This window comes from Streptomyces sp. M92, from assembly GCF_028473745.1.
Classification (GTDB): domain Bacteria; phylum Actinomycetota; class Actinomycetes; order Streptomycetales; family Streptomycetaceae; genus Streptomyces.
In genome coordinates this window covers 5407016-5429172 of the sequence record NZ_CP101137.1, presented here as the reverse complement: position 1 = coordinate 5429172, position 22157 = coordinate 5407016, and the positions used below count along the sequence as shown (strand labels likewise).

Annotated in this window: 18 protein-coding genes; 8 read left to right on the top strand and 10 right to left on the bottom strand. The window is 73.0% G+C overall.

The window, feature by feature from the left end; translation table 11 throughout:
* Positions 1 to 67: 67 nt before the first annotated feature.
* From M6G08_RS24410 to M6G08_RS24395, 4 genes are read right to left on the bottom strand one after another with little or no spacing between them, the layout of a single operon-like run.
* On the bottom strand, positions 68 to 1081 hold the full coding sequence (locus M6G08_RS24410) for a DUF2891 domain-containing protein (protein WP_272589306.1): 1014 nt from the start codon (positions 1079 to 1081) through the stop codon (positions 68 to 70).
* Complete coding sequence (pcp, locus tag M6G08_RS24405; protein ID WP_272589305.1) at positions 1081 to 1731, bottom strand: pyroglutamyl-peptidase I; 651 nt, start codon at positions 1729 to 1731, stop codon at positions 1081 to 1083. The genes M6G08_RS24410 and pcp overlap by 1 nt, the downstream gene beginning before the upstream one ends.
* A gap of 14 nt (positions 1732 to 1745) precedes the next feature.
* A complete protein-coding gene (locus tag M6G08_RS24400; RefSeq protein ID WP_272589304.1) occupies positions 1746 to 2720 on the bottom strand; it encodes a DUF979 domain-containing protein in 975 nt (324 codons plus the stop codon).
* Positions 2717 to 3436: a DUF969 domain-containing protein gene (locus M6G08_RS24395; protein WP_073727601.1), complete on the bottom strand. Its 720-nt coding sequence runs from the start codon at positions 3434 to 3436 to the stop codon at positions 2717 to 2719. Before M6G08_RS24395 ends, M6G08_RS24400 begins: the two co-directional genes overlap by 4 nt.
* 194 nt (positions 3437 to 3630) lie before the next feature.
* Between M6G08_RS24395 and M6G08_RS24390 the strand changes: the two genes are divergently transcribed.
* From M6G08_RS24390 to M6G08_RS24360, 7 genes are all read left to right on the top strand, one after another.
* Positions 3631 to 4383 (top strand): LamB/YcsF family protein, encoded by a 753-nt coding sequence (locus M6G08_RS24390; protein WP_272589303.1) that lies wholly within the window; start codon positions 3631 to 3633, stop codon positions 4381 to 4383.
* A complete protein-coding gene (locus M6G08_RS24385) occupies positions 4380 to 5042 on the top strand; it encodes a 5-oxoprolinase subunit B family protein (RefSeq protein WP_272589302.1) in 663 nt (220 codons plus the stop codon). The genes M6G08_RS24390 and M6G08_RS24385 overlap by 4 nt, the downstream gene beginning before the upstream one ends.
* Complete coding sequence (locus tag M6G08_RS24380) at positions 5039 to 5896, top strand: 5-oxoprolinase subunit C family protein (RefSeq protein ID WP_272589301.1); 858 nt, start codon at positions 5039 to 5041, stop codon at positions 5894 to 5896. Before M6G08_RS24385 ends, M6G08_RS24380 begins: the two co-directional genes overlap by 4 nt.
* A gap of 100 nt (positions 5897 to 5996) precedes the next feature.
* Positions 5997 to 6374, top strand: coding sequence for a TraR/DksA family transcriptional regulator (locus M6G08_RS24375; protein WP_272589300.1), 378 nt, complete (start codon positions 5997 to 5999; stop codon positions 6372 to 6374).
* 43 nt (positions 6375 to 6417) lie between these two features.
* On the top strand, positions 6418 to 7479 hold the full coding sequence (locus M6G08_RS24370; protein WP_272589299.1) for a P1 family peptidase: 1062 nt from the start codon (positions 6418 to 6420) through the stop codon (positions 7477 to 7479).
* Positions 7480 to 7624: 145 nt separating this feature from the next.
* Positions 7625 to 8539, top strand: a complete 915-nt coding sequence (locus M6G08_RS24365; protein ID WP_272589298.1) for an AurF N-oxygenase family protein — start codon at positions 7625 to 7627, stop codon at positions 8537 to 8539.
* A gap of 23 nt (positions 8540 to 8562) precedes the next feature.
* Complete coding sequence (locus M6G08_RS24360) at positions 8563 to 10086, top strand: FAD-dependent oxidoreductase (RefSeq protein WP_272589297.1); 1524 nt, start codon at positions 8563 to 8565, stop codon at positions 10084 to 10086.
* Between the two features lie 7 nt (positions 10087 to 10093).
* Here the strand turns inward: M6G08_RS24360 and M6G08_RS24355 are convergent, their stop codons facing one another.
* From M6G08_RS24355 to M6G08_RS24335, 5 genes are all read right to left on the bottom strand, one after another.
* Positions 10094 to 10915, bottom strand: coding sequence for a siderophore-interacting protein (locus M6G08_RS24355; RefSeq protein ID WP_272589296.1), 822 nt, complete (start codon positions 10913 to 10915; stop codon positions 10094 to 10096).
* 23 nt (positions 10916 to 10938) lie between these two features.
* Positions 10939 to 12498, bottom strand: coding sequence for an APC family permease (locus tag M6G08_RS24350; RefSeq protein WP_272589295.1), 1560 nt, complete (start codon positions 12496 to 12498; stop codon positions 10939 to 10941).
* A 280-nt stretch (positions 12499 to 12778) separates the two neighbouring features.
* Complete coding sequence (locus tag M6G08_RS24345; protein WP_272589294.1) at positions 12779 to 13789, bottom strand: MASE1 domain-containing protein; 1011 nt, start codon at positions 13787 to 13789, stop codon at positions 12779 to 12781.
* 52 nt (positions 13790 to 13841) lie between these two features.
* Entirely contained in the window at positions 13842 to 14672 is an 831-nt protein-coding gene (locus M6G08_RS24340) for a PP2C family protein-serine/threonine phosphatase (RefSeq protein ID WP_272589293.1), read from the bottom strand.
* A 172-nt stretch (positions 14673 to 14844) separates the two neighbouring features.
* Positions 14845 to 16662 (bottom strand): glycoside hydrolase family 35 protein, encoded by a 1818-nt coding sequence (locus tag M6G08_RS24335; protein ID WP_272589292.1) that lies wholly within the window; start codon positions 16660 to 16662, stop codon positions 14845 to 14847.
* Between the two features lie 167 nt (positions 16663 to 16829).
* Here M6G08_RS24335 and M6G08_RS24330 point away from each other — a divergent pair, with 167 nt between their 5' ends.
* The gene (locus M6G08_RS24330) at positions 16830 to 17870 is read left to right on the top strand and encodes a LacI family DNA-binding transcriptional regulator (RefSeq protein ID WP_272589291.1); all 1041 of its coding nucleotides are present in this window, start codon (positions 16830 to 16832) and stop codon (positions 17868 to 17870) included.
* Positions 17871 to 18152: 282 nt separating this feature from the next.
* Here the strand turns inward: M6G08_RS24330 and M6G08_RS24325 are convergent, their stop codons facing one another.
* On the bottom strand, positions 18153 to 22145 hold the full coding sequence (locus M6G08_RS24325; RefSeq protein WP_272589290.1) for an endo-alpha-N-acetylgalactosaminidase family protein: 3993 nt from the start codon (positions 22143 to 22145) through the stop codon (positions 18153 to 18155).
* Positions 22146 to 22157: the final 12 nt, after the last annotated feature.

Here is a 22157-nt window from a genome sequence, read left to right as displayed (position 1 = left end):
GCCTACGGGAACGGGGCGGCGGCATCCCGAGCAGGTGCGCGCCGACGCCGCGGCGTCGCGCAGCTGATCAGCGGGCACCGACGGGGTCGAGGGCGAGTGCCGCGAACGTCGCCAGCCAGTGGTCGGTGGTGAAGTCGCCGCGCTCCACCGCGGGCAGGCCCGCCGCGAGGTGAGCGTCGGCCGCCTCGTCCAGGCGGCCGCGGACGGGCCCCTCGGGCAGGGCGTCGGCCAGGGAACGCAGGGCGGCCGCCCTGCTGAGGGTCAGGCCCAGCAGGTGGCCGATCTGCGGGTCGGCGTGGTCGGAGACCACGGGCACATCGAGCAACGGACACGGGGCGCCGGAACGCAGCGCGGGCAGGAAGCGGTCGAGCCACGCCTCGAACCCGTCCTTCGGCAGCACCCGGCGCATGGCGTCCGCCTCGGTCAGCGCCGGGGACACGAAGTCCTGACCGGACGGTTCCCAGTGCGCGGGCGCGTCGTGGTCGTCGGCGAACCAGGTGAGGAGGCGTTCGCGCACGGCGCGGTCGGTCGCCGGCGACAGTGCGCCCGAGTCGAGCGCGAGGCCGAGCGCGAAGGCGCTGTTGGGGTGGTTCCCGTGGCGTACGGGGTAGGTGGCCTTGGGCAGCCAGTCGGCCAGCAGCCCGTCGACGGCGGCGACGGCCGGCTCCAGCGCGTCGGCCCAGCGGGCGCCGGACTCGTTCTTCAGGGCCCGGCACTCCGCCGCGAGGACGAGCAGCCACGCCCATCCGTAGGGCCGCTCGAAGGACGGGCGGTCGCGGAGGTAGGCGGCTTCGGCGGCGGCGTTGCCGGGGGTGAGGTGCCGGTCGAGTACGGCGACGGCCCGTGCGGTCTCCGGCAGTGCGGGTGTCCCGCCGTGGCGGCGCAGCAGGCGGACGAGCAGCCAGTGCATGTGGACCGAGGAGTGCCAGTCGTAGGCGCCGTAGAAGGCCGGATGCAGGGAGCGGGGCGCGAGGTGCTCGTCGGGCGAGGTGATCAGGTGGGCGGGGAAGTTGGGGTACTCGCGGGTGATGTTGGCGAGGGCGAGCCGGGCGAAGGGCGCGGCGTGGGTGCTCAGCGGCATCAGTGGGTGGCTCCTTCGGTGACCTTGAGGTCCTGCCCGGCCGGGGTGCGAGCGGCGGCGGACAGGAGGGCGCGCAGGCCGTGGGCGACGGTGGCGGGCGGCAGGGACGGCGCGGTGCCGTCGGTGACCTGTGCCGGCGCCCAGGGCACGTGGACGAAACCGCCCCGCGCGTGCGGGAACTCGCTGGCGATGAGGTGGCCGAGGCCGTAGGCCACGTGGTTGCAGACGAAGGTGCCGGCCGTGTTGGAGACGGCTGCGGGGACGCCGGCCTCCCGCATCGCGGCGACGCAGGCCTTGACGGGGAGGGTGGAGAAGTAGGCGGCCGGGCCGCCTTGGACGACGGGTTCGTCGACGGGCTGCCGGCCCGCGTTGTCGGGGATGCGCGCGTCGTCGACGTTGAGGCCGACGCGTTCGACGGTGACGCCGGGGCGTCCGCCCGCCTGCCCCAGGCAGAGCACCAGGTCGGGGGTGTGGGCGCGGACGGCGTCGCCCAGGACGTCGAGGGACTCGCCGAAGACGCAGGGCAGTTCGGCGGCTCTGACGTCGAGCCCGGCGGGCGGTTCGGCGGCCACCAGGGACGCCGCCTGCCAGGACGGGTTCACGCTCTCTCCGCCGAAGGGGGCGAAGCCGGTGATGAGTACGCGGGTCATGGTTGTTCCTTGGCTCAGAAGGCGAAGAGGGCCATGATCACGGTGCAGCAGCCGAGCAGCGCGATGCCCGTCGGCAGCTGTGCCTTGATCGGCCCGTACTGGTCCTTCAGTTCGAGCAGCGTGGCCGGGACGATGTTGAAGTTGGCGGCCATCGGGGTGCACAGCGTGCCGGCGAAACCGGCCAGCATGCCGATCGCCAGGACGGCGGGCTCGTTGCCGTGCATCTGCTGGATGAGGATGGGCCAGCCGATCGCCGCGGTCATCACGGGGAACGCGGCGAAGGCGTTGCCCATGATCACGGTGAACAGGAACATGCCGACGCAGTACGCGATCACCGCGAGGTACTTGGAGTCCTCCGGCAGGACGTCGTTGACGATCCTGCCGACCTGGTCGCCCACGCCCGCGGCGGCGAAGATGGAGCCGAGCACGGCGAGGAGCTGGGGCAGCAGCAGGGCGGAGCCCATCGCCTCCAGCATGGAGCGGCCGGAGTGGAGCGGGACGGTCACCTTCTTCTCGCCGGTGATCAGCATGCCGACGACGAGCGCGGCGACGCAGCCGAGGCCGAGCCCCAGGAGCGTGGCCTTGCCGGACTCGAACAGGCCGGACTCGTCCAGTACGGAGGCGCAGACGATGGCGACGAGCGGGATGGTCAGCGCGGGGACGAAGATCTTGTTGCCGAGCCGGGCGGCGGACGCCTCGCGCTGTGCGCCGGTGGTGGTGACCGGGACGCCCTTGCCGAGGAAGTTGAACCCGGCGAGCACGATCAGGGTCAGGACGGCGACGCCGAGCGGTTCGGCGGGCAGGGTCCAGCCGCCGTTGCCGGCCGTGGCGCCCGCGACGCCGGTGCCGTAGGGGAAGGTGAGTCCGAGCAGGCCCCAGAACGCGGCGGACGTCCAGCGCTTGGGGTTGCTGCGGTCGCCGGCCATCTGGACGGCCATGACGACGAAGACCAGGCCTATCAGCCAGTACAGCCATTCGACTTTGATCACTTGTCGGCCCCCTCGGGAAGCGGCAGGTCGTGCTCGGCGGCGGCGACGGCCATCTCGCGCTCCAGTTGCTTGTCCATGAGCAGCAGCCGGGCACCGTGGATGACGAAGGCGCAGACCGCGAGCGGGATCGCCCACAGGGCCAGCTGGGTCGGCTCGATCTCCTGGTGGTACGTGGAGTTCACGAAGCCGGTGATCAGCAGGATGGAGCCGATGGCGATGAAGCAGTCCTCGCCGAAGAAGACGCCGACGGTGTCGGCCGACGCGGAGTAGGAGCGCACCTTCTCGCGCAGCCGGCCGGGCAGCTTCGCCCCCGTGGAGCGTTCGGCGGCCGCCTCGGCCATCGGGGCCACGAGGGGGCGTACGGTCTGCGCCGGGCCGCCGATGCTGTTCAGCCCGAAGGCCGCGGTGACCTGCCGGACCAGCAGGTAGACGGTGAGGAAGCGGCCGGCGCTGAGCTTGCCGAGGCGGCCGATGAGGTTGCGGGCCTGCTCGCGCAGGCCGTAGCGCTCCAGCAGGCCGATCACCGGGAGCACGATGGCGTAGACGGTGACCGAGCGGCTGTCGGCGAAGGACCGGCCGAAGGCCGCGAGGACCTCCAGCGGGTTCATCTTGCCGAGCAGTCCGGTGACGATACCGGCGACGCCCACCACGAGGACGGGGTTGCGGCGCGTGACGAATCCGAGGATCACCACGACCACACCGAGTAGAACGATCATTCGGTGGCCTTCTTCAGGCATGAGGGGGCAGGGCGCGCATCCGAGACAAACGGAACCGACGCTTCATCGGTCCGGACCATAGCCCCAGATGCGTGGCAGATGCACGGACACTAGCGATCGTTCAACGATCTAACAAGAGTCGACCGATCATCGATCCCTTGTCGGATCGTTCAACGATCGTCTAGGTTCGAGGTGTGATCGACCTCAACGCAGATCTCGGTGAGGGCTTCGGCCGCTGGACCCTCACCGACGACGACGCCCTCCTGTCCGTCGTCACCAGCGCCAACGTCGCCTGCGGCTTCCACGCCGGCGACCCCTCCGTGATGCGCCGCGTCTGCGACCTCGCCGCCGAACGCGGGGTGCGGATCGGAGCCCAGGTCTCCTACCGCGACCTGGCCGGCTTCGGACGGCGCGCCATGGACGTACCCGCCGGGGAACTGGCGGCCGAGGTGGCGTACCAGATCGGCGCGCTCCGGGTCTTCGCCGAGGCCGCCGGGGCGGAGGTGGCGTACGTGAAGCCGCACGGCGCGCTCTACAACCGCACCGTCCACGACGCCGAGCAGGCCCGTGCCGTCGCGGCCGGCGTACGGCTCGCGGGCGGCGCGCTGCCCGTGCTCGGCCTCCCCGGCTCACTGCTGCTCACCGCCGCCGCGGAGGCCGGACTCACGGGCGTGCCCGAGGCCTTCGCGGACCGCGCCTACACCCCGCGGGGCACCCTCGTGTCCCGGCGCGAGCCGGACGCGGTGGTGACGGACGAGGACGCCGTGGTCCGGCGGGCGCTCGCCTTCGCGGTGCACGGCTCGGTGGAGGCCGTGGACGGTACGACCGTCCAGGTCACCCCGCGGTCGCTGTGCGTGCACGGCGACACTCCGGGCGCCGCGAGGATCGCGGCGCGGGTCCGCGGGGAGCTGGAGGCGGCCGGGGTCCCGATCGGGGCCTTCGCATGACGTGGAACCCGGCCCTCACGACGCGCCCCGTCGGCCGGCACGCCCTCCTCGTCGAACTGCCCGACGCCGGGCGCACCGCCGCCTTCCACGCCGAGGTGCTGCGCCGCCGGGCCGCCGGGGCGCTGCCGCCCGTCGAGGAAGTGGTGCCGGGAGCGCGGACCGTGCTGCTGGACGGTGTCCGGGACCCGGAGGCGCTGGCCCGTGTGCTCGGCGGCTGGGAGGTGCCGCCCGCCGCCGCCGACCACGGGGACGTCGTGGAGATCCCGGTGCGCTACGACGGGCCGGACCTCGCCGACGTGGCGGCCCTGTGGGGTGTCGCGACGGAAGAGGTCGCCGCACTCCACGCCGCCCGGGCCTACCGCGTCGCGTTCTGCGGCTTCGCCCCCGGCTTCGGCTACCTCACCGGGCTGCCCGAGGAGCTGCACGTGCCCCGCCGGGCCACGCCCAGGACCCGGGTACCGGCCGGCGCGGTCGCCCTCGCCGGGCCCTACAGCGCCGTCTACCCGCGTGCCACACCGGGCGGCTGGCAGCTGATCGGCACCATGCCCGACCCCGGGCCGCTGTGGGACCCGGGGCGGGAGCGGGCGGCGCTGCTCGCGCCGGGGACGCGCGTCCGGTTCGTCGTGGCGGACACCGCTCGCGGGGTGGCCGCGGCATGACGGCTCAGCTCACCGTCGTACGGGCCGGCGCACTCACCACGGTCCAGGACGCGGGCCGGCACGGCCACGCCCACCTGGGGGTGCCCCGCTCCGGAGCCTTGGACGAGCCCGCGATGCGGCTCGCCAACCGGCTGCTGGGCAACGACCGGGACGCGGCCGTCCTGGAGACCACGCTGACCGGCTGTGCCCTGCGGCCCGATGGCGCCGTCACCGTCGTGGCCGGCGGCGCCCCCTGCGCCGTCACCGTGGACGGGCGCCCCGCGCCCTGGGGCGTCCCGGTGCGGGTGCCGGCTGGTGCGGTCCTGAACGTGGGGACGGCGGCGGCGGGTGTGCGCTCGTACGTGGCGGTGGCGGGAGGCGTCACCGTCGAACCCGTCCTCGGCAGCCGCTCGACGGACCTCCTGTCGGGGCTGGGCCCCGAGCCGCTGCGGGACGGCGCCGTCGTCCCGGTGGGCACCCCGGCGTCCCCCGTCGCCGTACCCGTGGCCGCCCCCTGGCCCGCGCCCCCCGCCGAGCTGGTCCTGCCGGTGCGGCTGGGGCCCCGCGCCGACTGGTTCTCCCCGGGCGCCCTGCGCGTCCTCACCTCGGCGACCTACCGCGTCTCCCCGCACAGCAACCGCATCGGCCTGCGCACGGAGGGACCGGCGCTCGAACGGGTGTCGGAGGGAGAACTGCCCAGCGAGGGCATGGTCCTGGGCGCGGTGCAGGTTCCGCCCGACGGACGTCCGGTGATCTTCCTGCACGACCACCCGACGACCGGGGGCTACCCCGTCGTCGCGGTCGTCGCGCCGGGCGCCCTCGCCGCGGCGGCCCAGGCCGTGGCCGGGACGCCGGTGCGCTTCACGCTCGGCTGACCGGCGCGCGGGCGCGCCGGGCGGTCCGCGTCCGGACAATGGGGGTGAGGTCGGCGAAGACGCCGACCGTGCCGGACGCCACCGTGGAGGCAGGACGACCATGACCGACGACCCGCCGGCCGACGGCACCCCCGCGGCCGACGAGGAGTCGCGCCGTCGGCTCACCGAGCAGGCAGCGGTACTCCGCCGTCAGATCGCCGCGGCCCCGGCGCGGGACGAGGCGCTGCGGGCCGACTGCCTGCTGGACGCGGCGGACGCCGGCGCGGCGGCCGAGGCGCTGGAGCGGCACCGCAAGGAGACGCACGAGGCACGCGAACTGCTCGCCCGGACCGAGGCGGCCCTGGCCCGCCTGGACTCCGGCGACTTCGGGCGCTGCGCGCGGTGCGGCGAGGCCATCGCCCCCGAGCGCCTGCACGCCTTCCCCCACCTCGAACGGTGCCTGAGCTGCGAGGCGGAAAGCCGAGCGAAGTCCCGCTGACACCGCTCGGCAGGCCGGGTGACGCGACGAGTAGCGTCCCCGCATGGAACAACCGCCCCTCCCCCAGCGCCCGTCCGTTCCCGCCCGGCCCCGCTCCCGGGACCTCGGCATCGTCATCGGAACGGCCGCCCCCGGACCCCACAACGCCATCACGGACGTGCCCGGCGTCCGCGTCGGGCACAGCACCGTGCGCCGCGAGCCCGACGTGCACAGCGGAGTCACCGCCGTCGTACCCGATCCCGTAGGCCCCCGGACGCCCCTGCCGGCCGGGGTGTTCACCGGAAACGGCTACGGCAAGCTCATCGGCACCACTCAACTCGCCGAACTCGGCACGCTGGAGACCCCGGTGCTGCTCACCTCCACCCTGTCGGCCTTCCGCGTCGCCGACGCGCTCGTCGGCTGGATGCTCGAGCGGCCCGGGTGCGGGGAGGTGCTGAGCCTGAACCCCGTGGTGGGCGAGTGCAACGACGGCCTGCTGTCCGACATCCGCGCCCGGCCGGTGCGGGAGGAGCACGTACGGGCGGCGCTCGACACCGCTTCCGGCGGGCCGGTGGACGAAGGGTGCGTCGGCGCGGGCACGGGCACGGTGGCGCTGGGCTTCAAGGCCGGCATCGGCACCGCCTCACGCGTCACGGACCTGGCGGGCCGCCGCCGCACCGCCGGCGTCCTGGTGCAGGCCAACTTCGGCGGCACGCTGCGGGTCCTCGGCCGCGCCCTCACCCCGTCATCCCTGGGTTCCGGTACTCCGGTGCCCGGCCCGGACGCCGGTTCGTGCATGATCGTGGTGGCCACGGACGCACCGCTGGACGCCCGGCAGCTCACCCGTGTCGCGCGGCGCGCGGTGTTCGCGCTGGCCCGCACGGGCGCGGCGTACAGCCACGGCAGCGGGGACTACGCCGTCGCCTTCGGCACGGGCTCCCCCACGGCCGGACCGGTGGCGGACGCCGAACTCGGCCCGCTCTTCGAGGCCGTGCTCGACGGTGTCGAGGAAGCGGTGCTCAACTCCCTGCTCGCGGCCACCACGACCACCGGCTTCGGGGGACGGACGGCACCCGCGCTCCCGGCGGACCGACTGCTCGCGACCCTCGCCGCTCCGCCCCGCTGACCGGTGGCCGCGCACGTTCCCGTTACCAGTGGGTAGTCACACGGCGACCCTTGCTATAAAGTCCGTCAACAAGGAGACTGCGTTACCGACGGTAATAGCAGCGCTGGGCGAGGACCGTCCCCGACTCGACTCGAGGAGCCCCTGCATGGCCATCCACCTCTCGCGGCCAAGGACCAAGAGCCACACCCCGGACGAGAGCATCGCGCGGCGGCTGCTCGACTCGTCCGCGCAGCTCTCGTACGACCCCCTCACCGAGGTCGACTGGGAGACCCCGCTCGACGAGGGCTTCCACGGGGCCAGCCCGGAGTGGAGCACCCTCTACGGGACGCGGTACTGGGACGAGCTGACCGACGCCCAGCGCAAGGCCCTCACCCGCCAGGAAGCCGCGTCCGTGGCCAGCACCGGGATCTGGTTCGAGATGATCCTCCAGCAGATGGTGCTGCGGGACATCTACGCGAAGGACCCGACGGACGACACCTTCCAGTGGGCCCTGACCGAGATAGCCGACGAGTGCCGCCACTCGATCATGTTCGCCCGCGGGGCCAAGAAGCTCGGGGCGCCGGCCTACCGGCCGCACCGCGTGGCGGTCGAACTCGGCAGGCTCTTCAAGACCGTCGCGTTCGGCGAGGCGGCCTACGCGGCGATCCTGGTCGCCGAGGAGGTCCTCGACGTGATGCAGCGGGACTGGATGCGCGACGAGCGGGTGGTGCCGTTCGTCCGCACCATCAACAACATCCACGTCGTGGAGGAGTCGCGGCACATGAAGTTCGCCCGCGACGAGACGCGCAAGCACCTCGCGCGCGCCGGACGGATACGCGTGCGGATCCACGCCCTGCTCATCGCGGTGGCCGCGTACGTCATCGTGACCAGCATGGTGAACCGGAAGGTGTACGCCAACGCCGGGCTGGACGAGGAGCGCGCGCTCCGCGAGGCGAAGGCCAACGAGCACCACAAGGCGATGATGCGCTCCAGCTGCTCGGGGCTGATGACGTTCCTGAGTTCGGTGGGCCTGCTCACCAAGCCCGCGCTGTTCTTCTACAAGCGCGCCCACCTCATCTGACGACCACCCGGCGAGCGGACGACATGACCTTCGCGATCACCCAGAACTGCTGCACCGACGCCGCCTGCGTGGCCGTCTGCCCGGTCAACTGCATCCACCCCGCCCCCGGGGAACGGGACTTCGGTGCCACGGAGATGCTGTACATCGACCCGGCCGCCTGCATCGACTGCGGCGCCTGCGCCGACGCCTGCCCGGTGGACGCCGTCCGTCCGGCCGAGGAGCTGACGCCGGCGCAGCAGCCGTACGCCGCGATCAACGCCGCCTACTTCGAGCGGTCCGGGCAGCCGGGACCGCGGGAGGCGGTGGACCACGGGCCGAACTTCCACGCCTGGGGCACGCCGGAGTTCGAGCGTGTGCTGCCCGCCGACTTCGCGCCGCTGCGGGTGGCGATCGTCGGCACCGGGCCGGCCGGGATGTACGCCGCGGAGGACCTGCTGCTGCACACCCGCTCCGAGGTCACCCTCGTCGACCGGCTCCCCGCGCCCGGCGGACTGATCCGGTACGGCGTGGCGCCCGACCACCTGGCGACGAAGCGGATCGGCGAGACCTTCGCCCGCTTCCACACGCACCCCCGGGTGCGCATGCACCTCGGCCTCGACGTGGGCACCCACGTCACGGCCGCCGAACTCGCCGCGCACCACGACGCGGTGATCTACGCGGTGGGCGCGGCCACCGACCGGCGCCTGGGCATACCCGGCGAGGACCTGCCCGGCAGCATCGCCGCGACCGGGTTCGTGGCCTGGTACAACGCCCACCCGGAGGTCGCCCCGGACGCCGTCGCCCTCTCCGCGGACCGGGTCGTCGTGGTCGGGAACGGCAACGTCGCCCTCGACGTCGCCCGCATCCTGGCCTGCGACCCCGGGGCCCTGACCGGCACGGCCGTCGCCGGCCACGCGCTGGAGGAACTGCGCCGCAGCAAGGTGCGCGAGGTGGTGCTCCTCGGACGCCGGGGCCCGGAGCACGCCGCCTGCACCGGGACCGAACTCCTCGCCCTCAAGAACCTCCCGGGCGTCGACCTGGTCGTGGACGACCACGATCCGCGCGTCGGCGCGGCGATCGACGCGGCCGCAGCGGCGGAGAAGGCCGCGCTGTTCCGGGACGTGCCGCGCGAGGCCGTCGACTGGTCCGCGCCGCCGGACCCGTCCGGGCGGCGGCGCCGCATCGTCTTCCGCTTCCACTCCGAGCCACTGGAGATGCGCGGCGACGAGAGCCTCAGGGCCGTGCGGACCACCGGAGGCGCCGGTGAGCAGGAGATCGCCGCGGGTCTGGCGCTGCGGGCCGTCGGTTACCGCGGGGTGCCGCAGCCGGGGCTGCCCTTCGACGAGGGTTCGGGGACCGTGCCGCACGAGCGAGGACGGGTGACCGGCCTGCCCGGCACCTACGTGGTGGGCTGGATCAAGCGCGGGCCGTCGGGCGGCATCGGCGCGAACCGCCGGTGCGCGGCCGAGACGGTGGGCACGCTGCTCGCCGACGCGGTCGCGGGCCGGCTGCCGGCGCCCACCGGCGGCGCGCGGACGTTCCGCCGTCTCGCGCACCGCCGCCGCTGAGTCCGTCTCAGGCGGCCTGCGCCGACGTCTCGTGCCGCCAGAAGCCCGAGAATGTGATGCGCTCCTTGGGCAGGCCGAGGCGGTGCAGGTGCTTGCGCCCCTCGGTGGCCAGGGTCGACTCGCCGACGACGAAGGCGTAGCCCGCCGGGCTGACGGAGCCGATCCTCCGTACCTCGTCGAGTGCCGCGGCGCCGGGCACCGAGGCTCCGTCGCGGCGCACGACCCAGGTGACGGTGACTTCGGCCGGGGCGTCGAGGAGACGCCTGTCGCCGTCGGTGGGCACTTCCTGGATGAGCCGTCCCACGGTGTCCCGCGGCAGTGAGCGCAGGATCGACGCGGTGGCGGGCAGGCCGGTCTCGTCAGCCACCACGACGATCTCCGCGGCGTCGCGCGGGCGGTCGAACAGGACGCCCTGGTCGAGGACGGCGAGGGCGTCACCGGGGCGGGCGGCGCAGGCCCAGACGGCCGCTCTGCCCTCGACGGCGCCGGTGGCGTCGCGGTGCACCACGAAGTCGATGTCCATCTCCGCCGTGTCCCGGCGGAAGTCGGCCACGGAGTAGTTGGCGCAGTGCGGCCGCTCCTCCTCGGGGATCTCCAGGTACGGCTGCCACCACCGGGTGCCCGTGAACTCCGGCAGCCGCAGGCGGCGCTGGTGGGGCAGCTGGAGGAACAGGCGGAACCAGTGGTCGTAGCCCAGCCACGGGAACTCGCCGAGGTCCGCTCCGGTGACGGTCACCCGGTGCATCGACGGCGAGACGCGCTCGGTGCGCACGACGCGGGCACGGAACATCCTGGGATTCTGCGGCACCAGCCGCCGGACCTTCGCCATGAGAGAAGGTTAGCCTAAGCTAACTAGCTCTCGGCGATCAGTGCGGGAGTCGACCTCGTGAGCACCTCGCCGCGGAAGAAGGCCGGGCTGCGCCGGCTCATCACCGCCATGACGACCACGCCGAGCAGGAGCAGGCCCACGCCGATGACGAAGACCGAGCCGACGCCGAGGACGGACGATCCGCTGCCGTAGGCGGGGTCCCACATGTCGACGAGGGTCTTGGTGAAGACGGCCGCGAGCAGCACTCCGCCGAGCACCGGGCAGATCCCCTTGAACAGCAGATCACGGCCGGACCGCAGGAGGTCGGCACGGAAGTACCAGGCGCAGGCGAAGGCCGTCAGGGCGTAGTAGAAGCAGATCATCAGGCCGAGCGCGTAGATGGTGTCGACCAGGACGTGCTCACTGACCAGGGTCATCACCGTGTAGAAGACGCCGGTGGCGACACCGGCGGTCACCGTGGCCCGGCCCGGCGTGCGGAAGCGGGGGTGCACCTCGGCGTAGGAGGCGGGCAGCGCCTCGTACGCCGACATGGCGAGCACCGTACGGGCCACCGGGATGAAGGTCGTCTGCAGACTGGCGGCGGCCGACGCCAGCACCGCGACGAACAGCAGCACGCCCAGGGCCGGTCCCATGACCGGGCCGGCGAGCGCGGCGAAGACGTTGTCCGAGGTCTCGGGGTTGGCCAGTCCGAGGCCCTGGTCGCCGGAGCCCACGACCATCTGTGCGGCGACTCCGGTAGCCAGGTAGGAGCCGACGAGCACCACCATGGCGACGAGCGCCGCGCGGCCCGGCGTACGGCTGCTGCCGCTGGTCTCCTCGTTGGCCGTCAGGCAGGCGTCCCAGCCCCAGTACATGAAGATCGACAGCGAGAGCCCGGCCGTGAAGGCGGCGAAGGACTGGATGGCGAAGGGGTTCAGCCAGGACCAGGAGAACTCGGTGGAGGTGGGGAACCGCGCGTCGCCCGCCTTGCTGAAGGCCATGGCGACGAACACGGCCAGCACCAGCAACTGCAGGGCGACAAGTGCGTACTGCAGGCCCTTGGTCGCCGTCATGCCGCGGTAGCTGATCACGGTGGCGATCGCGATGAGCGCCAGGCAGGTCACGATGTGCACGGCCTTGTTGTCGTCGAGCGCCGCCACCGATTCGCTTCCGGTGACCTCTCCGGCGAGCAGCCAGAAGTACGAGGTGGCGACCCCGGCCAGGTTCGACAGCACGATGATCGTGGCGATGACCAGGCCCCAGCCGCACATCCAGCCCACCCGCGGGCCGAAGGCCTTCACCGTCCAGGTGAAGGAGGTGCCGCAGTCGGGCATGGCCCGGTTCAGCTCGCGGTAGGCGAAGGCGACGAGCAGCATCGGCAGGAAGCCGGCGAGGAACACGGCCGGCATCTGCACGCCGACCTCACCGGCGGTGGAGCCGAGGGTGGAGGTGAGGCAGTAGACGGGGGCCACCGTGGAGACACCGATGACGGCGCTGCCCAGCAGCCCCACGGAGTTGCCGCTGAGGCCCTTGGCCCGCACGCCGTCTGCGGTGGCTCCGTCGCCCGTGTCGTCGGCCCCGGGCCTTACGTCCAGCTGAGTCATGAACGAGACGTTAAATCCTGCGGTTTCCGTGGTTCCGGTTCTTGGCGCCCCTCCCCCGCCAGTACGTTGCGCCATGGTTTCCCGGGCCATGATCGGCATTCAACCTTTAGTTCAAAGATTGATAAGCGGCTGCGGCCACTGATCTCGGCAGTCGGGCGGGGACTGTCCGATATCCGGTTATCGCAGCACTGGCTGATTCCCGGCGTCCTGACTTTTCCATGCGATCTGCGTCACATTCCGCGACGCCCCGGGACGGGTGCCCGTCCGGGGGCGCCTGCCCCTACCCCCCCGACGCCCCGGACGGGCCGCCTGACCCGGTGTGCCGGGACGGGCCGGGAGGCGTTCCGGCGCTCAGGTGCTGCAGCGCCTCGACCAGTTCCTGGCAGGCGCGCTCCACCGAGCGCCGGGTGTGCAGCTGCTCGCTGATGACGGCGGAGAGCAGCAGCGCGGTGAGGGCCATGGTGCCGTTGAACGCCTGCAGCTTCACCATCACCTCGACGTCGGTCAGCCGCCCGAAGGAGCCCGCGTCGTCGCTGGCCGCGACGGTCGTCACGACGGAGGCGAAGAGGGCACACGGCATGCTGCCGGCCAGCTGGAAGCGGAGCGCGGCCCAGATCAGCAGCGGATACACCAGGAACAGCATGCTGACCCGGCTGTAGGCGGCCAGCGGCACCACCGCGCCCGCGGCCACCACGAGCACCGCCGCCTCCGCCCACCGGCCGCGCGGAGGCGCGCGGCGACCTCGGTGGAGCAGGAGCAGCAGCGGGGTGACGAGGACGACGCCCATGGCGTCCCCCACCCACCAGGCCAGCCAGACGAACCAGACGTGGCCCGCGGGCAGCTTGTCCCCGAGGGCGAGCATGCCGACGCCCGCTCCCGAACTGATCAGCATGGCGGCCAGCGCCCCGAGGAAGACGAGTGCCACACCGTCGCGGATGCGGGCCAGGTCCGTGCGGAAGCCGACGGCGCGCAGCATCAGGTACGCGCAGACCGGGGCAACCGTGTTCCCGGCCACCACACCGATGGCGGCCGGCCCCGGAGGGGTGATGGAGGCGACGACCAGCAGGGCACCGACGGCGATGCCCGGTACGCACGCCGGACCGAACAGCAGCAGGCAGGTCACCGCCACTCCGGTGGGCGGCCAGATGGGCGTGACCACGGCGCCCTCCGCGACCAGCTGCTGCATGAGCCCGAGCCGTCCCGCCGCGTAGTAGCAGACGGCGACGAGCAGGGTCCCGAGAGCGAGGACGACCGGCCGGGGCCACGCGCGAATACCCACCACAGCAGCCATCAGACACCGCCCGCGCCGCGTCGGCGAGGCGGGAGGCCCCCCGTACGCCGCCCTATGGGGTAACGGCGCGCGCGTCGTGCCCCACGACGAGGACGGCCGCGTCGTCGTCGTGGCCGACCAGCTCGGCGTTCTTCAGCACGGCCGACGCGAGCGCGGGGGCGTCCATGCCGGCGACGGCCGCGATGCCCGCCAGCCGGACGACCCTCTCGAGGCCTTCGTCGACACTCAGCGCGGGTCCCTCGACCACTCCGTCGGTGAGCAGCACGAAGACTCCGCCCAGGGCGAGCCGGTACCGGGTCACCGGATACTCGACACCACTCACCACCCCCAGCGGCGGTCCACCTTCGTCGTCGGACACCCCCGCCCTCCCGTCGGCCGTGGCCCAGACGCAGGGGATGTGGCCGGCCCGGGCGCTCTCCATCACCCCGGTGGCCGGGTCGAACCGCATGAAGGTGCAGGTGGCGAAGAGGTCCTTGCCCAGGGAGAGGACGAGGTCGTTGGTGCGGGCGAGGAGGTCGCCGGGTTCACCGGTCACGGAGGCCAGGGCGCGCAGGCCGGCCCGGACCTGGCCCATGAACGCCGCCGCGTCGATGGCGTGCCCCTGCACGTCGCCGACGGAGAGGCCGAACCTGCCGTCGGGGAGCATGAAGGCGTCGTACCAGTCGCCGCCCACGTTGAGCCCGGCGTAGGCGGGCGCGTACCGGGCGGCGAGGTGGAAGCCGGGGACCGCGGGCAGGTCCGCGGGGAGCATGTCGCGTTGCAGGGCGATGGCGAGTTCCACCTGGGAGCGCCGCAGCTCGGCGAGCTCCCTCGCCCGTGTGGTCAGCGTGGCGAGACGGTCCAGGAGCTCTTCGCCGTCAGATGCCGGACGCTTGCGGAACATCGGCCGCTCCGGGATCGCGCACGGACCGGGCGGCTCCGACGGTTTGCTCTCCCCGCATCATCCGTTCCGCCCGTCCCTCGCCGGAGGGCACCTCCCTGTGCCCCGGACACGGCAAGTCTCCCACCTGCCGGCGACGCGGGCACACCGAGCGGGCCCGGCCGGGTCCGGGGGTTCAGTCGAAGGTCTCGACGTACTCCTGCGGCGGACCGAGTTCGGGGCGCTCGCGCAGTTCCAGGCGGTCGCCCGCCCGTTCCAGTTCGAGGACGGTGAGGGTGTTGTCGCCGGCGGTGGTGAGGGGGGCGGGCAGGTAGAGCGTGACCTGCGGTCCCGTGTTCCAGTAGCGGCCGAGCAGGAATCCGTTGATCCAGACGAAGCCCTTGTGGAAGCCGGGGAGGGCGAGGAAGGTGTCGGCCGCTCCGTCGGCGGTGAAGGTGGCCGTGGCGAATCCCGCCCGGCGGCCCGGCACGCCCGGGTCCGACGTCGGCGCGGTCGCGGAGAGCTCCGAGGCGGCGGTGGCCCGGTCGAGGTCGTCGGCGGTCCACTCGTCGAGGGGCAGCGGGCGCATGGTCCAGCGGTGCACCCGGCGGCGGTCGATCCGGACCCCGCCGAGGATGCCCTTGCCCTGTCCGAGGAGCGGGCCGTAGTTGATGCGGCCCTGGTTCTCGACCAGGAGTTCGAGGCGGACGGCCCGGCCCGCCCCGTCGAGTGTGAGGGTGCCCGTCTCGCGGTCGAGGATTCCGGCGGGTGCTCCGTCGACGAAGACCTGCGCCCGGTCGTGCAGCCCGGACACGCCCAGCTCGACCCGGCCGCACGGCAGGACGGGGTGCGCCCGGTAGAGGACGAGCCCGCGGGACAGGCCCAGTTCCCCGAAGGTGAGCGGGTCGGAGGCGTGCACGGCCTCGCCGACGGCTTCGAGCGCCCGGAGCAGGGGCGGTCCCGGGGTGACGGGCAGGGTGCGGGCGGGCAGGAGCGCGGGCGGTTCGGGCAGCGGCCGCGGCGGGCGGTCGGTCACGGTCAGCAGCAGCTGGCGCATCCGGTGGAACTTGTCGGTCAGGACACCGTGCTCGGCGATCGGCGCGTCGGAGTCGTAGCTGGTGACCGTGGGCTGGAGGGTGCCGTCCGCGTGGTTGGCGCCCGCCCACAGGCCGAAGTTGGTGCCGCCGTGCGCGGGGTAGAGGCTGACGGAGCCGCCCTCGGCGAGGATCTCGGACAGAGTGGCCACCGCGCTCTCGGACGACCGGGTGTGGTGCTTCTCGCCCCAGTGGTCGAACCAGCCGTTCCAGAACTCCGCGCACACGAACGGCTCCCCGTCGCGGCGCGAGCGCAGCAGCCGGGCGGCCTCGGCGGCGCGCGAGCCGAAGGTGGCCGCCGCCAGCACGCCGGGGAGGGAGCCGCCGTCCTGCATCAGCCCGGTCGGGCCGTCGGCGGTGTAGCACAGTTCGGTGATGCCCCGCGCGGTCAGGGCGTCGTGCACCCACCGGAGGTAGGTGTGGTCGTCGCCGTAGCTGCCGTACTCGTTCTCGACCTGGACGGCGACGACGGGTCCGCCGTGGGCGGCCTGGAGGCCGGCGATCCGGGGCACGAGGACGTCGAACCAGCGGGCGACCTCGTCGAGGTAGGGGGTGTACGAGGAACGCAGGCGCATGCCGGGCCGGTCGGTGAGCCAGGCGGGCAGGCCGCCGTTGTCCCACTCGGCGCAGATGTAGGGTCCGGGGCGCAGGATCACGTCGAGCCCGGTGTCCGAGGCGAGGGCCGCGAAGCGCTCGACGTCCCGCCAGCCGTCGAAGCGGGGCTCCCCCGGCCGGCGCTCGTGGAAGTTCCAGGCGACGTAGGTGTCCACCGTGTTCAGGCCCATCGCCGCGAGACGCGCCAGGCGGTCGGCCCACTGGCGCGGGTGCACCCGGAAGTAGTGCAGCGAACCGGCCAGGACTCGGTGCGGCCGTCCGGCGCGCAGCAGACGGCCGTCCGGGCGGGTCAGCAGGGCGGGCACGGTCCCTCCTCGTGGCCGCGCGGGCTGGTGGGTGCGCGGGTGGGCCGCGCGCCTCCCGCCCCCGTGGCCGGAACTATGGCACAGAATGTTATCGATGCCAATTCCTCGTCGCCCGCGGTCCGGACCCGCCCGGTATCATCCGGAGCGCTCACACGAGAGAGGACCCCATGGAGACGGCGAAGGGTGCGGGGGCCGCCGGACGGGCGCCCGGTATGACGGACGTGGCCCGGGTGGCGGGGGTCTCCGCGCAGACCGTGTCGCGCGCGCTGTCCGGCCACCCCAATGTCCGCGCCGAGACGCGCGCCAAGGTGCTCGCCGCCGTCGAACAGCTCGGCTACCGCAAGAACAGCGCGGCGGGGGCGCTCTCCTCCGGACGCAGCCGGACCGTCGGCGTGGTGACGCTGCAGACGACGTTCTACTCGCGGGTCACCCTGACCTTCGGCATCGAGCAGGCGGCCCGCGCGGCCGGCTGGTCGGTGGTCACGGCCTCCACCGAGTCGCTCGACACCTCCGTCGTCGAGGCGGCGCTGGCCAGGCTCGCGGACCAGGGCGTCGAGGGCGTCGTCCTCGCCATCCCGCTGATCCACGTCAGCCCGCGCATCGAGCAGCTGACCCGGTCGCTGCCGACCGTGACCGTGGACGGTTCCCGCACCGCCGCCTCGGAGGTGGTGGCCGTCGACCAGGTGGAGGCGGCCCGGCTGGCCACGCGTCACCTGCTCGACCTCGGCCACGAGACGGTCTGGCACGTGGCGGGCCCCGACGCCTGGCTGGACGCGCAGAGCCGGCTCAAGGGCTGGCAGGAGACGCTACAGGCCGAGGGCCGCGGTGTCCCACCCGTCCTCACCGGCGACTGGACGCCGTCGTCGGGTTACCGCAACGGCCTGGTCCTGGCCCGGATCCCCGAGGTGACCGCCGTCTTCGCCGCCAGTGACGAGATGGCCTTCGGCGTCATCCGGGCCCTGCACGAGTCGGGCCGCGAGGTGCCCCGGGACGTCTCGGTCGTCGGGGTCGACGACATCGACCTGGCCGCGTACTGCTCCCCGTCGCTGACGACCGTCTCGCAGTCCTTCACGGACATGGGCGCGCTGGCGTTCCGTCACCTGCTGCGGCGCATGGAGGATCCGGCGGCCGGACCCGAACCTGCCTCGGTGGAGCCGAGACTGGTCGTACGCGCCAGCACCGCCCCGGCCGCCGGCGGGGCCGGCTGAGGCGGGGCGGTGCGCGCGGTGACCGTCGGGACTGTTGTCCGGCGGACATGCCGCGGACGCGGGGACCGGGAACGCCCTCGCCCACTGCCTGGAGGGCGTGGCAGGTGCCGCCCCGGCCGCGTTGCCGTCGGTCGCCGGTCGCCGGTCGCCGGTCGCCGACTCCAGTGGGGCCCCGTCGCGTCGGCGCGCGCCTCCGCCTCGCAGCCGGACGCACCGGTTCCCGCTCACCCGCACTGCCGAGGCCCCGCCGGCTCTCCGCGGGCTGATCCGCCGGACCGGACCCTACGGCCGCGTGCCCGGCGGGAAGCCGGAGGGCGGGTCGGCCGGGGTGCCGTGGACGCGCAGTTCGGCGGCGGCCGCGAACGGTTGCCCGTTGAGTGCGTTCAGCGCGGTGAACCGGACGTAGGAGGCCCGTACCGGGTCGAAGGAGACGCGCTGGATGTCCCGCGCGTCCACGAGCGACCCCTCGGCCACCGTCGTCCACTCCTGGCCGTCGTCGGACACGGCGACTTCGTAGTCCCCGACCCGGCCGTTCGGTCCTCCGCTCTGCCGGCCGAGGTAGCCGAGGCCGTTCACCTCGGCCTCCCCGCCCAGCTCCAGGGCCACCCAGTGCGGGTAGGGCGCGACCGTGTCCGTGTAGTCGGTGTGCCAGATGGTGGCGGGGTCGCCGTCGAGCACGTTGCCGACCGGGCCCTCCCCGCTGCCGGAGGAGCGGTTCTCCGAGTCGGCGGTCGCCGTCATCGAGGCCGGGGACAGCACGGGTACGTCGGAGACGGCGGCCCCGGCGCGCGCGGTGACGGTCTTGGTGACGCCGGACTCGTCGTAGACGGCCGTCGCCTTCCAGCCGGCCGTGGTGCCCGCGGCATCCTCGGTCGGGGTGAGCAGCCAGTCGGTCGTGACCGTCTCGCCGGGGGCGACCGAGTCGAAGAGGTTGCCGTCCTCCTCCTTCACCTCGACGGTCCAGCCGGCGGGGACGTCGTCCAGGCTCACGGCCACGTCGCGCGCGTCGGTCGCCTCGTGGTTGGTGAACGTCGTCCGGTACTCGCCGGGCGAGCCCGGGCTGAGGTCGGCGTCGGCCGGAGCCGTCAGCCGGGCGCAGGCCGGGCCGCCGTCCACCGGTCCGAGGTCCTCGACCCGGAAGTCGTCGAGGACGAAGTCCGTGCCCGCGGCCCCGCCGAGTTTGCGCAGGCCGACCCAGGTGTCGCCGCAGCCGGCGACGATCTCCCTGGTGTACGTGGCGGTGTCCAGGGCGGGTTCGAAGGTCTCCCGGGTGATCTCCCTGGCCTCGGTCTTCCCGTCGCCGACGGTGTCCGCACCGGTCACCCAGGCCCATTGCCCCGGGACGTTGGTCTGGTAGCGGAAGGACACGGCGTACTTGTGTCCGGCCTCGAAGGGCACGGTCGCGGGGACCGTGCGGTACACCAGCCCGGTGTTCTCCGCGTGCGACTTGAGCGAGTGCCCGCCGCCGACCACGTCGTCGACCGCCTTGCCGTCGAGGGTGCCTTCGTCGTACGGCGCGTGGCTGTTCTTCCACTTCTTCTGGCTGTAGGGGGCGTGCAGTTCGCTGATGCTGGTGCGGGGGTCGGTGACGCCGCCGGCGTCGCCCTTGACGAACGGTCCCCAGCCGGGCTGGTTGCCCTCGAAGTCGTCCTGCGCGATCACTCCGCTGTCACGCGGCGGCGGCGCGGTGGTGTCGGGCATGACCCGCAGATCGTCGAGGACGACGGCGGCCGTTCCGGCTTCGGCGGCGACGGCGACGGTGACCTCGCCGTTCGCGGGGGCGGTGAAGGCCACGGAGGCCCGCTGGGAGTAGGTGTCCCGCTTCTCGTCGGCGGCCGTCCAGTTGCGCGCCGGGGTGATGTCGAAGGTGTTCTCGGCCTCCTCGCCGGCTCCGGCCACGCTCAGGGTGGTGGCGCGTCGGTGTCCGGCGGCGATCTCCACGTCGGCGCTGAGCGTGTACCGCTTGCCGGGCGTCAGGTCGTCCACCCGCTGGGATATACGGGAGTCCTCGGTGCCCAGCCGGGTGACGTTGTCGCCGTTGTCGGCCCGCTCGATCGTCGCGCCGCCGCGCGGGTGCCAGGCGTCCAGGTCGCCCGCGTTGAAGCCCGGGTCGTCGAGGCCGGTGCCCGCGCCGTAGCGCGGGTCGGCGTGCGGTGCCTCGCCGCCGCGGGGCACCAGCACGTACGGCCGGTCCGCCTCGGTGGTCAGTGTCACCCGGCCGTCACGGGCGCGGACCCGGGTGGGGTCGGAGCGGCCCTGGTCGGTCAGCTCGTACAACGTGAAGTCCTCAGTCCCGGCGAACTGCCGGGTGAGGTCGAAGGTGTGCGTGCCGCCAGAAGCGCTGTAGTGGTACATCTTGTCGGCGTCGCTCGGTGACGAGGTGCCGTCCTTCTTGCCGGCGCGGCCCCAGGGCAGCAGGTAGGTGTCGTCGTCGAGGACCACCGCGTCGCCCATGGTGATCCGGCGCTCGTCCCCGTCGGTCCTGGTGACGGCGACGTCGCCGGTCAGGCGTGCGCTCCTGCCGAAGTCCCAGTCCATCACCCGGTAGTGCTGGAGGAACTTCGTGGGCAGGTTGTCGGTCCAGATGTTGCGGTAGAAGGTGTTCCAGTCGTCCTGCCCGGTCCAGCCCTCGAACTCCTTGATGCTGGTGCCGCCCAGCAGCGGGTCGACGTTCCACACGTCGCGGTCGGAGTTGGCGATGAAGCGCACGATGTTGGAGTTGATGCCCTTGTTGGTGGCGCCGCCGTAGTTCTTGTCGCTCGCCCAGTGGGACCAGATGGAGGTTCCCTCGAACTTGTACGCCCACTCGGTGGTGACCTCGAAGCCCATCTCGCGCAGCTCGGAGGCGAGTTCGTCGGCCAGCCAGCCGCTGGAGTAGTACACGTCGATGTAGACGCTCTTGAGCTGGGGGTAGTCCTCGCGCAGCTGCCGGAAGCGGTCCAGGACGGCGCCGCTGCCCAGGTCGGTGCGCTGGTCGATGTGGTAGGCCTGGTTGAGCCAGTTCCAGCCCAGCCCCTGGCCCTTGATCAGCACGTCGCTGAAGTTCTTCGCCTGGGGGTAGGCCTCGGTCGCGTTGACGTGCACGGCGAAGTCGGCGTTGTAGCGGGCGCCTTCGCGGATCAGCTCGTTGAGTTCGGCGCGGCCGCCCGCCCGGACGTTCTCGTTGCCGCCGTAGTCCGGGTGCCCGGAGTCGTGGCCCTCTCCGGCGTAGCCCTTCTCCAGGACCCACTGGCCGAGGTCGTCCGTCGCCATCGAGATCCGCTTGACGTTGTCGAGCGTCTTGAGGAACGGGTTGGTGGCCTGGCTCGCGAAGTTGAACGGGATGTGCTGGACGACCCGTTCGGGCACCCGGTCGGCGCCCGGCGGGCGGGTCATGGCGTTCCGGTGAGCGATGGCGGCGTCCTGCCAGTCGACGGCGGCGTCGCCGTTGGCGTCCGCGGCGAGGACGACGGTGGTCCTCGGCAGCTCGTAGCGGGCGACCCGCGGGTCCGTGGCGCCCTTGGGCGCGTACGTGTAGGCGCCGACGGACAGTTCGGCGCGGCGTGCGCCGTCACCGGCGTCCACGATCCGTGACTGGAGCCGGGTGTTCCAGTTGTCGTTGCTGCCCTGCGCGGAGTCGTCGGTGGCGTTGGTGATCAGCCCCGCCGCCAGCCCGTCATGGGACACGAAGCCGTAGGGCGTGCCGATCGGCCCCTTGTCGGGCTCGGTGGCGCCGGTGATGTCGACGAACCGGTCCGCCGTCGTCGTGGAGTCGGTCGAGATCCTCGTACGGGCCAGGCTCGCCCCGCGGTCGGCGGAGTCGACCGAGACGAGTGACTGGCCGGGTACCGACAGCTCGTTGACGTCCGCCGCGGCGCCGCCGGAGATCTTCTCGACGGCGAAGACCACGGTGCGCCGGTCGGTGACCGTGATGCTGGAGGTCAGGGTGAGGTCCGGCAGATCGGCGAAGGTGGAGGTGTAGGTGGCCCGGTGCCGGTTCGCCTTCATCGTCGTGCGGGCCTTGTAGGGCTTGCCGTTGACGGTGAAGGTGTCCAGGACCTCCGCCTTGCCGTCCAGCCGGCGGCCGTCGAGGTCGTACGAGACGACCTGCGGGAACTCCTCGGCGACCCGCACGGTCAGGCCGGCGCGCGACAGCGCGACGGGGGTGGCCGGGTCGTCGGGCTCGGGCGGCGGGACCGGCGCCCACGCCGCGGCCGCGTCCGCGGGCGAGGCAGGGGTCCCGCCGTCCGCGTGGGCCGGTATGGCAGCGGTCGACAAGGCGCTCACGACCAGCATCGCGCCGACCGC

Coding starts and splice junctions, on each gene's coding strand:
- M6G08_RS24410 (WP_272589306.1), bottom strand. CDS start 1,081: ATGCCGCTGAGCACCCACGCCGCGCCCTTCGCCCGGCTCGCCCTCGCC.
- pcp (WP_272589305.1), bottom strand. CDS start 1,731: ATGACCCGCGTACTCATCACCGGCTTCGCCCCCTTCGGCGGAGAGAGC.
- M6G08_RS24395 (WP_073727601.1), bottom strand. CDS start 3,436: ATGATCGTTCTACTCGGTGTGGTCGTGGTGATCCTCGGATTCGTCACG.
- M6G08_RS24385 (WP_272589302.1), top strand. CDS start 4,380: ATGACGTGGAACCCGGCCCTCACGACGCGCCCCGTCGGCCGGCACGCC.
- M6G08_RS24380 (WP_272589301.1), top strand. CDS start 5,039: ATGACGGCTCAGCTCACCGTCGTACGGGCCGGCGCACTCACCACGGTC.
- M6G08_RS24375 (WP_272589300.1), top strand. CDS start 5,997: ATGACCGACGACCCGCCGGCCGACGGCACCCCCGCGGCCGACGAGGAG.
- M6G08_RS24370 (WP_272589299.1), top strand. CDS start 6,418: ATGGAACAACCGCCCCTCCCCCAGCGCCCGTCCGTTCCCGCCCGGCCC.
- M6G08_RS24365 (WP_272589298.1), top strand. CDS start 7,625: ATGGCCATCCACCTCTCGCGGCCAAGGACCAAGAGCCACACCCCGGAC.
- M6G08_RS24360 (WP_272589297.1), top strand. CDS start 8,563: ATGACCTTCGCGATCACCCAGAACTGCTGCACCGACGCCGCCTGCGTG.
- M6G08_RS24355 (WP_272589296.1), bottom strand. CDS start 10,915: ATGGCGAAGGTCCGGCGGCTGGTGCCGCAGAATCCCAGGATGTTCCGT.
- M6G08_RS24350 (WP_272589295.1), bottom strand. CDS start 12,498: ATGACTCAGCTGGACGTAAGGCCCGGGGCCGACGACACGGGCGACGGA.
- M6G08_RS24345 (WP_272589294.1), bottom strand. CDS start 13,789: ATGGCTGCTGTGGTGGGTATTCGCGCGTGGCCCCGGCCGGTCGTCCTC.
- M6G08_RS24340 (WP_272589293.1), bottom strand. CDS start 14,672: ATGTTCCGCAAGCGTCCGGCATCTGACGGCGAAGAGCTCCTGGACCGT.
- M6G08_RS24330 (WP_272589291.1), top strand. CDS start 16,830: ATGGAGACGGCGAAGGGTGCGGGGGCCGCCGGACGGGCGCCCGGTATG.
- M6G08_RS24325 (WP_272589290.1), bottom strand. CDS start 22,145: ATGCTGGTCGTGAGCGCCTTGTCGACCGCTGCCATACCGGCCCACGCG.